This is a genomic window from Pseudomonas sp. TE12508, assembly GCF_056279485.1.
On sequence record NZ_JBWCCN010000005.1, the window covers coordinates 344,932 to 356,337 of the forward strand.

The window sequence follows — 11,406 nt, forward strand, 5'->3', positions numbered from 1 at the left end:
TTAGCTCCTGGTTTGAACATGGGCGACAGGGAGCTCCGCCCCTGCCGTTTGCTGCGCGCCTCGGGAAAGGCGTTTGGCCTGGTACATCGCGGCGTCGGCAGCATCGAGCAACTCGCCCGGTGTGACCCCATGATCGGGGTACACGGCGATGCCAATACTGAGTGAAGTCAACACCTGGGTACTGCCCGGCAACTGGATGGGTATTTCCATGCTGGCGATGATTTTGTCAGCAATCCGTTCGGCGTCTTCGGCCTTGTGCAGCGGTGTGAGCAGGATTGCAAACTCGTCGCCGCCCAGACGCGCGACCAAGTCCTCTTCACGCAGTTGCGAACGAACCCGGGTTGCCACGGCGACCAGCACCGCATCGCCGGCAGCATGGCCAAAGTTATCGTTGATCTCCTTGAACCGGTCGCTGTCCAGGAACAGCACGGCCACTCGTTCATCGAGCTTGCCGGCATTGCGCAAGGCACGCATCAGGCGGCCTTCGAAAAATGCTCGATTCGGCAGTCCGGTCAGGCTGTCATGGCTGGCTTGGTGGGCCAGGGTTTCGTTTTCGCTTTGCAGGTGGGTCTGCCAGGACTCGAGCTCATCGAGCAAGGCATTGAAGTCGTTGCCCAGGTTGTCGAGTTCGGCAATGTCGGCGGGCGGTACGCGCTGGTCGAAGGCTCGCTCGCTGCGAGCGGCGTGAGCCACGGCAGCCAAGCTGCGCAACGGGCCGGTGATCCCCCGCAATTGCCGCCGCGCCAGATAGAGCGCAACCCAGGCACTGACAGCGGTACACAAGACGATCCCCATCAGGCCGCTGAGCAAAAAGCGCATGAGACTGCCGCCGTGGCCGATGAGCAGAATGCTGCCGATTTCCTGACCTTGATGGACGATCGGCATGCTGATGGGTTTTTCCAGAATCACCCGGGCGATCTGCACTTCAAGATCGGACAACAATCCCGTTTCCGGCCGTTGCCAACGTGCGAGTAACTCACCTTTCTCGTCCATCACCTGTGCATCGGCCACTTCTTCGGTAGACGCGATCAATGCCAGCGCTTCGGTGGCGGCGACCTTATCGTTGAACACCACCGCGGCTTCCACGGTGTAGTTGATCGAACGGGCGATCAGATGCAGGTTGTGATCGGCATAAACCCGCAAGGCCAGAACCCCCAGCAGGGTCAACGAAACACTGGCCATGGCCACGCCCACCAGGGCGACGATCAAATGTCCACGACCTATAACCGCCCCCAGGGTCGGACGTATACGGGATTTGAATAGACTCATGGTGCCGCCGGCTTGCGACGCGACAGTTGCAGCACACTGGGATGGATGCGCACACCGCTGCGGGCGACCGAGTCGAGGTTGACCTCGAAGGATACTTGTTCATCGCCGACCCGCAGGCAGAACAGACTGCCGACGGTGCATTGATCGCCGCCTTCGCTGATGCTCACCACCGGGCGCCCTGTCAGCGAGGCGAATAATCGACTGCGTTCGTCGCTGGTCAGCTTGCCGATGTACACCGCGTCGCATTCGCCGGCAATGGCCGGGTTGTCGGCCAAAAGCCGTCGCACGGTGACAGGCCGACCAGTGGCCTGGGTAGTGCCCTTGACCAGATCGTCGGTGTACTCGGTAGGGCCGACCACGCACAGACGCAACTGTTGAGGCTCAACAGGCCACCGGGCATAACTGAGGATCCCGAGCACCACCTGAGTGACTGATCTGGCGCGCTGGTCGGCCTTGCTTACGGCGGTTTCCGGCTGAGCGAAGGCAACGCCCGTCAACAAACAGAGAAAGCCGGCAAGCAGCGCTCTCTTGCAACCAATAACGCGCTCTGTCGTCCAGACAGCCACCTTCATGCAGGGATTCTCTTCGATCGCAACGAAATGATGCCGCAACGATAGCACAGCACCGAAACACCAGCGAGGCCACGTACCACGGCACTTCGTACAGATTCCGTCGTCTGGCGCCGCCCGCTCAGTGACTCGGCTCGATACCCTCTTCCAGCTCCAGCATCAGCCCGCTCAAGCGCTTGACCTTGCGCCGCACGGCCTCTTCGAATACGCCGGCACGAGGCTCAATCAGGGTGAACCAGTGTTTGGCCCGGGTTATGCCGGTATAGATCAGTTCCTTGGTGAGCACAGGGTTCAGGGCATCCGGCAGAATCAGCGCCGTATGGGCAAATTCCGAGCCCTGGGATTTGTGTACGGTCATGGCGTACACGGTGTCGACATCGTTCAGCCGACTTGGCAGAACGAAGCGCACACCACCCTGGCCATCGTTGCGCGGGAAGGCCACACGCAGCACTTGCCGTCCCGCCTCGGCCCCCTCACGCTCCGGCAGCTCGAGGGCAATGCCGATATCGCCGTTCATCAAACCCAGGCCATAGTCGTTGCGGGTCATCAGCACGGGCCGACCTTCGTACCATTGGTGGTCGCTGTCGATCAGCCGAGCCTTGAGCAGCGCGTCGGTCACTCGCTGATTCAAGCCTTCCACACCCCAAGGCCCTTTGCGTACCGCGCACAATAGCTGGAAGGCGTCGAAAGCTTGCAGGACCACACGAGCCCAATGGGTCCAGCCTGGATCGTCGAGCGGGCTGTCGAGCGGTGGCCGCTGACTGCGCAAAAGACTCAGGTAATGCCGATAACCTTGCGGCCCCTCGCCATGGCCTTCGAGCAGTAAACGCTCCAGCGCCCGGTCCTGCTCACCCTTGAGGGGCAGGGAAAATACGTCGCCATGGCTTCCAGCCGCCAGTAACTTGCGGGCTTCCTCGGGTTGCTGCCGGTTGACCCAACGGGCCAACTGGCCAATGCCGCTGCCCTCGCCGAAGCGCCGTGAGTGACGCAGCATCACCACTTGCTGAGCCAAGGGATGCGCTCCGTTGATGTCTTCGTGCAAATCGCTGCCACCAAGGTTTTCCCCGCTGACTGACTCCAGCCACTGGCATGTCTGCGGGCTGTACCAACCGGCTTCGGCATCGCGGCACAGATCGCCCAGGACGGCACCGGCCTCTACCGACGCCAGTTGATCCTTGTCACCGAGCAGTACCAGACGGGCATGGGCCGGCAATGCGTCGAGCAGATTGGCCATCATTTCCAGGTCGATCATCGAGGCTTCGTCCACCACTAATACATCCAGCGGCAAACGATTGCCGGCGTGGTGCCGGAAATGCCGGGTACCGGGACGACTGCCGAGCAAACGGTGCACGGTGGTCACATCCGACGGGATCTTCTCCCGCACCGTTTCAGCAACTTCCAGGGTTTGAACCTGTTGGCTGATGGACTCGGTCAATCGTGCGGCAGCTTTGCCAGTGGGTGCCGCGAGACGAATGCGCAGCGGTTTGCCGGCTTCCACCGCGGGCGCTTGTAGCAATGCGAGCAAGCGTACGACCGTAGTGGTCTTGCCGGTCCCCGGGCCGCCGGTGACGATGCTGAATGCGCTACGGGTAGCCAGGGCGCAAGCGAGCTTCTGCCAGTCGATCACTTCATCAGGCCTGGCAGGGCCGAACAGGCCGGTCAGGCGTTGGGGCAAATCACTCGGTGTCGTTTCGTGTGCAGCCAGGCGCTGACGCAGGGCGTTATCGATGCGCCGTTCGTAAGCCCAGTAGCGGCGCAGGTACAGGCGTTTTCCCGACAGCACCAACGGCCGATGCTGCGCGGCCTCACGCCCATCGACGGCCAGAGCCACCAGACGGCTCGACGCCAGGACCTTGCACCAATGAGCACCCTCCAGCGCCTCAAGCAATTGCGACGGCAGCAACATCGCGCCACTTTGCAGATCACCTTCCGGCGGCAGCGACAAAGCGAAGTCCGGCTCTTTCAGCGTTTCGAACAGATCCAGGCAAACATGGCCGTGGCCCAACTGGTGACTGGTCAACGCGGCGGCCAGCAGCACCAGCGGATCATCGTCGGGGGCGATTTCGTGGAGAAAGGCCACGAAGGCCTTGTCCAGCGCACGCAGCCAACCGCGTTCGACCCAGCGCGTGAGCAGCAGCAACAAGTCATCTGCGCGACTCAGGGGGGCCAGATCCGCCAGACTTTCGGCCGCCAATGGCGTGGGCAGCAAATCGGCGAAGGTGCGACTCATAGCAGTACTCCCTGTTCCCAGGCGGGTTCGGCCTTGGGCTCTGGCTTGCCCTGGAACAACCGGTCCAGACGCTCGATCAGCTCCCGTGGCGGACGGGCGAAGTACACGCCCTGGCTGGTCGCGCGAGTACCGCGAAGGAACAGGTACAACGCCCCACCGATATGCCGATCGTAATCGTAATCGACCAGCCGCGCCTTGAGCTGGCGATGCAAGGCGAGCAGGTACAACACATATTGCAGGTCGTAACGGTTGTCCAGAATCGACTGCTCCATGGCCTGCTCGGTATAGGCCGCGTCATCGACGCCCAGCCAATTGGATTTGTAGTCGGCGACGTAATAACGACCGTCGTGCTCGAACGTCAGGTCGATGAAGCCTTTGAACATGCCATTGAGCAGCACCGGTTCGGCGGCCACCCTGGCCACGCCGTTGTGGGTGTATTGGCGCACCAGTTCATCGAGCTTGAGCACATCGACTTTGTGACTGGCGAACCAGAACTCCATCTCGACCCGGTACTGGGTCAGTTGCTCGAACACCACCGGTGCCTGCCCGCCGCCGACGTGCAGCGGGGATTTGAGCAAGTGCTGTAGCCAGTCACTCAATGTCGTGATCCAGCCTTCCCAGCCACGGCGATTGCAGCGGCGGGCGATGGCGTCTTCCACAGTTTGTGGTGCAGTGGCAAAACCTTCGTCACCGGCCCACTCGAGTAATCCATGGAGAAATGTGCCGGGGTTCGGCCCGCGAGGGAATCGATGGATATCCGCGCCGCCAGCAATCACTTCTCGCGGCGCTTGCGGATCGAGACGTTCGTCGTCAAAAAGCTTTTGGGCTTGCGGGCTCTCCGGGGCTTCGTCACTGCCCACGCTCAGACTGTCGCCAATACGCAAGGCGCTGTAGGAAGCGATCCACCAGTTTTCGCTGGCCTTGCGCTTGGGTATCAGCGGCGCAAGCAAGGTCGCTTCATTGCGCGGCGGATGGTAATGCTCGGCGCTCGCTTCAGGCATTTCACCGTAGTTCAGCGCCGGGCAGTTCTGCTGCAAATCCTCCAGCCATCGCCGCAACCCGGCCGACTCGGCCAATGGTGCACCACCGCCCAGCAGATAACCCAACGCTGAAAGGTGCAGCGTCGAGCCGTTGTTACTGCCGCGCTTGAGGTCCGTCACTCCGAGCCAGCAAGCATGTTGTGCCCGGGTCAGGGCGACATAGAGCAGCCGAAGATCCTCGGCCAAGCGCTCATCATCGGCTTGGGCGATCAACTTCGGCGTCGGCTTCAAGCTCACCTGAGCCTTGCCCGTCGCGTCGTGGTAATACAACGGCAAACGGCTGCCATCCACCGGTTTTGCCGAGCAGATGAATGGCAGAAACACCAACGGATATTCAAGCCCTTTGGATTTATGGATGGTCACAACCTTGACCAGTTGCTCGTCGCTTTCCAGGCGCAGGATCTGTTCTTCGCCAGCCTGACCGGACAATGCCAGATGCTCGGACAAGTGACGGATCAAGGCTTGCTCGCCATCAAGCTCGGCGGCGGCCTGCTGTAGCAACTCGGACAGGTGCAGCAGGTTGGTCAGCACCCGCTCGCCATCGTTGCGCGCGATCAACGCCTGGGGCAGTTGGAAGTCGTGCAGCAAACGTCGCAGCATTGGCAGCACGCCCTGTTTGCGCCAGAGCTCGCGATAACCGCGGAACTGCATGACCCGCGCTTCCCACGCCAGTTCGTCCTGATTCAGCCGCTCCAGCTCAGCCAGCGAAAGGTTCAGCGTGATGCAGGCCAGCGCGGCGCGGAGGGGACGCTCGACATCCGGTTCGGCACAGGCCTTGAGCCAGGTCAGCAGGTCATGGGCTTCCTGCGCGGCAAACACGGAGTCCTTGTCTGACAGGTAAACACTGCGCACGCCGCGGGCCGAAAGTTCGCCACGCACGGCCTGGGCCTCTTTGCCGTCGCGCACCAGAATTGCAATATCCGATGGCAGTAGACCTTTGAAGTCCTTACCGTCCTGGATGAAGCCAGCACAGCCTTGCTGACCGCCATTGAGCAGCGCGGTGATTTCACTGGCGCAGGCGGCGGCCAATTGTTGCCGATACACCGCGCCAGACAGTGGCTGATCGGCGGACAGGTGCCAGATGTTCAGGGCCGGTACAGCCTGACCATCAATCTGCAGGACTTCTTTGCGTCCCTGGGATTCGACGGGCAGGAACGGTACCGGGTTCTCTCCATTTTTCTCACGAAACAGGAATGCTCCGCGCCCCTGCTCACGAGATTCGGCGCGCTCGAACACATGGTTTACCGCACTGACCATGCCATGACTGGAACGGAAGTTGGTGCCCAGGGTATGCAGGCGGCCAGTGGTGGCCTGGCGAGCGCGCAGGTAGGTATAGATGTCGGCTCCGCGGAAGGCATAGATCGCCTGCTTCGGGTCGCCGATCAGAAACAGACCGGTTTCAGGATTGTTATCTTCGATGCGATAAATGCTCTCGAAGATTCGGTACTGCACCGGGTCGGTGTCCTGGAACTCGTCGATCAACGCGACCGGGAACTGCTCGCGGATCAGCGTTGCCAGGCGCTCACCGCCTTCGGACTGCAAAGCCGCATCGAGACGCAGCAACATGTCATCGAAGCCCATTTCCGCGCGGCGACGCTTTTCTTCCTCGAACCGCGCACCGACCCAGTGAGCGGCGTGTTGCAACACAGCGGCATCGGGAGTCGGCAAACCATCGAGACTGGTCTTGAGACCGGCCATCGCATCGAGACCGGGATGACGGGGGGCTTCCCCCTTCCAGGCTTCAGTCATGCCATCGGGAGTCAGACGAGTGAAGCCGGTGCCAATGTCCAGTTGCTCGAGAGACTCATCCTCGGCCCAGGCCCGGAGCTTTTCGAACCAGGGTTCGAAGTAGCGCGGCTGCATCTTGCGGCCATCGACGCTCTTGCTTGCGACACCCTGGTGACAGATGGCAAGCAACTCATCCGCCCATTGGCGCCAGGGCATCTTGAGATCGAGCAAAGCGGCCCGTCGTTCCTGCAGGCACTCGGCAATCAACTCGGCAGGCTCTTTACCTTCAACACTGTCACGCTCGCTGGCGAACAACCCACGCACTCGTGGTAGCAACGCCGCAGGGCCGCCCCAATTGCCGCGAACCCAGTTCAGTGCATCACCTTGCATTGGATAACAGAACAGTCGCCAGTAGTCGCGCAGGACTTCGCCGAGCAAATCACTATGATCGGTTTCCAGGGTCTGGGTGAACAGACTTCCACTGTCGAACGCATGTTCGCGCAACATGCGCTGGCACCAACTGTGGATGGTCGATACCGCCGCTTCATCCATCCACTGGGCGGCGATGTCCAGGCGGTTTGCACAGCCGGACCACTGCTCGGGGAAGTACTGCTCGCGCAATTCAGCAATGAGGCCATCCGGTGCCGGTGTCTCATCGCGGAAAAACCGTGCGGCTTCAGCCAGCCGGGTACGAATACGTTCGCGCAGCTCTTTGGTCGCGGCATCGGTGAAGGTCACCACCAGGATTTGCGGCGGCAGCAATTCACGGCCAAAACCACTCGATTCGCCGCCGTGGCCAAGGACCAGACGCAAGTACAGCGCAGAAATAGTGAAGGTCTTGCCGGTCCCGGCGCTGGCTTCGATCAGTTGGCTACCACGCAGGGGGAATGCCAGGGCCAGCGGTGTTTTCGTGGTCATGCGCGCGCCTCCTCGCTGGTCAATGAACGCCAAGGGGCTTCAAGCAGAGGCCGATACAAAGCGTCGCACCAATCGGGGAAGGTTTCATCGGCAATCAGAGCATCGTAGTCGGCGAATTGCCGAGCGAGTGCCGGGCTTTCGCGGCGCTCGCCGTCAGTGGTCTGGCCGTCGCCTTCATAGGTCTTGCGGGCAGCGGCGTCAGCTTTGGCCGGGTCGGTTTGAGCGAGCCAGGCGAACGCTGTTTTTACTGCAATCGGCAGCGGCTGGCGCATGCCCGTTTGCCAAGCCAACAACAGGTCACCCAGAACCCGGGATGCTGCGGCCTCCTCCAGCGGACCGAGCAACAAACTGTCGTCGCTGGCCACCAACGCAGTGGTCATCGGCATGCCGCTGGCACAGGCAACCAGGTGATTGACCCAAGGTCGCGTCAGGCGATGCCATTTGCGGGCCTTGACCGAACCGATGCTGTTGGGAATCGTAGTCACCGACAACAACCCGCCATCTGCGCGTTGATGCAGGCCACTGAGCCAGCCTTCCAGACGCAATCCTTGTAGTTCCACACTCACCGGCAACGCGCTGGTGAGCGGGGTCGGCCATAACGCCAGAAGCTGCTGATAACGCAGCAGCAGATCCGGCAGTGGCTCGATCAACTCTCGCTGAAGACATTCGCCAAAACCGGCCATGGGCAAGAGCCCGCTGTTTTGCAGGCGTTTTGCCTGCGCCTCCAGTACCTGATCGGTTTGGTCCGGTTGCCCCAGTGCCGCTTCAAGCAAGCTGTCGCTGAGGCTATAGCGTTGCAGCGCGTCGAGTACAAATGGCTCTTCATCAGCCAAAGGCACTTCTGCAGCCTCGAAGAACACTTTGAGCCGGTGACTGAAGAAATGTCGTACAGGGTTGCGCAGAAAATCCTGCAGCTGACCCAGGCTCAGCGGCTCGTCCTGGACGTAGGGTTCAAGCACTTCGATATCAGTCGCCAGATCACTGGCTTGATGTAGAACCTGCCACTCGCTGGCGTAGCTGAATAGATCATCGCCTTCATGAAAGTAGCGAGCGCTGAAAGGTTGCAGAGGGTGTTCCTGAGTCATGGACTCAAGCAGGTCATCATTATCATCGTGCAGTCGCCAGCCGCTGCCGAGATGATCACGCAACTGCCCTATCAACACCGAAGCAGGGCGCTCGCTGTTGTCCCGAATACTGCGGCCGACCCAACTGATATAGAGTTGGTCGCGTGCCGACAACAATGCTTCCAGCAACAGATAGCGATCATCTTCACGTCGGGAGCGATCACCGGGGCGGTAGTCACTGCCCATCAGGTCGAAATCCAGCGGCGGTTGCGCGCGAGGGTAATCGCCGTCATTCATGCCAAGCAGACAGACCAGTTTGAAGGGAATTGCTCGCATGGGCATCAAGGTACAGAAGTTAACGGCCCCGGCAAGGAAGCGCTGAGACAGGCGACCTTGGTCGAGACCCGCCAGCCAGGCTTCACGGACTACGGTCAACGGTAATTCGTCGTGCAAACCTACGGACTCGCAGGTCTCAAGCCAGGTCTCACGCAGCTCTTCGAGTTGGGCCAACAAATAGTCGTCATGCTCGTTGCTGGCCAGGAAGAATAACTGCACCAAAGCTTGCAACCGCGAGCCCCATTGTTTGGGCGCTGCAGGTTGAGTGAGTTCCTGGTGAGCAACTTCCAATGTATCCAACAACGCCACCAAAGGGCCTATGAGCGCGGCATCCAGACCACCAATTTCGTCGTAGGGTTCAATCCCCTCGCAGGCACTGGCGCTGCCCACGGCATAACCCAGCAACATCCGTCGCAGACCGAAACGCCAGCTGTTTTGCTCCAGTTCTTCAGGCAGCCCCAGGCCCGCACGCTGCTCGGCGTTCATCCCCCAGCGAATGCCTGCGCCTTCGATCCAGCGATGCAAGGTCGGCAGATCTCGTTCCTCTACGCCAAACCGGGCGCGTAATGCGGGAACGTCGAGCAGATCTAGGATCTCGCTGACAGGGAAACGACTGTCGGGAAGTTTGAGCAGGTGTTCGACAGCAATCAGTAGCGGATCCCGGCCGCGCTGGCCTTGATCCGCAAGTGTGAAAGGAATGAAGCGCGGATCAAAGCGATCGATCTGACCAAAAACAGCACGGATATGCGGGGCATAACTGTCGATGTCCGGGACCATCACGATTACGTCGCGAGGCCTGAGGTCTGTGTCAGCACTGAATCGTGCGAGCAACTGATCGTGGAGTATTTCCACTTCGCGTTGAGCGCTATGGGCGATGTGAAAACGGATCGATTCGTCTTTTTTCAGATCGACAGCAGCCCAACGCTCGCAAGTCTCGTTCAAGGGACGCAATTCCAGGATATCGTCCTGCAATTGATTGAGCATGTTCCGTGGCTGGCTTTCGCTGAAAAGATCGATGCGCCCGTCGCGAAATGCCGAGCGATAGCTATTGGGATCGTCGTAGCTGTCGAGCAGATTAATGTAGTCCCGCCCCTGCTTGCCCCACGCGGCCAGTAGCGGATGGGCATGCTGATGGAGCGTTTGCGCGTCGAGCACGACCGGCATGCCGCTCTTGCGAGCCTGGCGCTTGTACTGATGTCGCAACAGATCTTTATCAGCGACGATGTCCGCCCAATGGTGACGACATGGGTTGTGTACGCACAGTAAGACCTGGCTGAATCGAGCAAGCCCGGCAAGCGCTTCCAGGGCCTGAGCAGGCAGTGAAGAAATCCCGAAAACGATCACCCGCGAAGGCAATCCACTCGGCGCTACGTCGAGGCTATTGATGCGCTCGATAAAGCGTTGGTGGACGCCTGCGCGGCTTTGCGCCATGCCTTGTTCACCGACATCCAGCAACAGCGCACGCCACAGCTCCGCCTGCCAACAGTTGGCCGGGGTCAGGGCTTTGGCCTCGCCCCTACCATTTCGTAACTGATGACGACCTTCTGCCCAGTCTTCTAGCCAATCGGCACGGTAGACCTGATATTGGTCGAACAGATCCGCCAGTCGCTCCGCCAGTTGATAGCGTTTACGTAAGTCGGTGTCATGGGTAAGAAAGCGCTGCAGAGGTTCGAAGTGCGGCTGGTTGATTAACTGTGGCAACAGACGCATCAGACGCCAGGTCAGCGGGGCTTTATCGAGAAGGGATTTGACCGGGATCTCGTCACGTCCCAGTACCATGCGATAAAGCTGCCACATGAAGCTGCCCGGTAACTGCACATCGATGGCAGCGGCGATTCCGCAGCCGCCCATGTCGTCATCTTCGGGGTCTTCGGCCAGTGCCAGCTTCAGCCATTGGGCGATGCCGTTGCTCTGTACCAGGGCGACTTCATTTTCCAAGGGAGCCAGCGGGTAGCGCCGCATCCAGCTGACCACCAGGCTGCGCAACTCGTCCAGACGGTTGCCGTGAACCACCATAAAACCAGCACTGAGAGACGTAGCGTCCGGCATAAAGGCTTCCTTGGGAAAATACAAAAGCTAGGGCCGAACCTTAGCACTGTCATCAGACTGTGACAGCCGGGAGCGGTCCGATAATGCTGTACGAACTTTCCTGCGGGCAAAACAAAACCCCTACCTGCATACGCAGATAGGGGTTTCGGAATTTAATCTTGACGATGACCTACTCTCACATGGGGAAACCCCACACTACCATC

At 60.2% G+C, this 11,406-nt stretch carries 5 protein-coding genes; all 5 read right to left on the minus strand.

Features of this window, described 5'->3' with window-relative positions; all coding sequences use genetic code 11:
• Positions 1 to 1,269 (minus strand): diguanylate cyclase DgcN/YfiN, encoded by a 1,269-nt coding sequence (gene dgcN, locus ACZ9IM_RS09445; RefSeq protein ID WP_476223762.1) that lies wholly within the window; start codon positions 1,267 to 1,269, stop codon positions 1 to 3.
• Positions 1,266 to 1,841, minus strand: a complete 576-nt coding sequence (gene yfiR, locus ACZ9IM_RS09450) for a regulatory sequestration protein YfiR (protein ID WP_476223763.1) — start codon at positions 1,839 to 1,841, stop codon at positions 1,266 to 1,268. The genes dgcN and yfiR overlap by 4 nt, the downstream gene beginning before the upstream one ends.
• Before the next feature lie 118 nt (positions 1,842 to 1,959).
• A complete protein-coding gene (gene recD / locus ACZ9IM_RS09455; RefSeq protein ID WP_476223764.1) occupies positions 1,960 to 4,068 on the minus strand; it encodes an exodeoxyribonuclease V subunit alpha in 2,109 nt (702 codons plus the stop codon).
• Complete coding sequence (recB, locus tag ACZ9IM_RS09460; RefSeq protein WP_476223765.1) at positions 4,065 to 7,754, minus strand: exodeoxyribonuclease V subunit beta; 3,690 nt, start codon at positions 7,752 to 7,754, stop codon at positions 4,065 to 4,067. Before recB ends, recD begins: the two co-directional genes overlap by 4 nt.
• Complete coding sequence (recC, locus tag ACZ9IM_RS09465) at positions 7,751 to 11,203, minus strand: exodeoxyribonuclease V subunit gamma (protein WP_476223766.1); 3,453 nt, start codon at positions 11,201 to 11,203, stop codon at positions 7,751 to 7,753. Before recC ends, recB begins: the two co-directional genes overlap by 4 nt.
• Positions 11,204 to 11,406 lie beyond the last annotated feature (203 nt).

What these genes read in the sequence shown, in the direction of transcription:
- dgcN (WP_476223762.1), bottom strand. Translation starts at nt 1,269, where the DNA reads ATGAGTCTATTCAAATCCCGTATACGTCCGACCCTGGGGGCGGTTATA.
- yfiR (WP_476223763.1), bottom strand. Translation starts at nt 1,841, where the DNA reads ATGAAGGTGGCTGTCTGGACGACAGAGCGCGTTATTGGTTGCAAGAGA.
- recD (WP_476223764.1), bottom strand. Translation starts at nt 4,068, where the DNA reads ATGAGTCGCACCTTCGCCGATTTGCTGCCCACGCCATTGGCGGCCGAA.
- recB (WP_476223765.1), bottom strand. Translation starts at nt 7,754, where the DNA reads ATGACCACGAAAACACCGCTGGCCCTGGCATTCCCCCTGCGTGGTAGC.
- recC (WP_476223766.1), bottom strand. Translation starts at nt 11,203, where the DNA reads ATGCCGGACGCTACGTCTCTCAGTGCTGGTTTTATGGTGGTTCACGGC.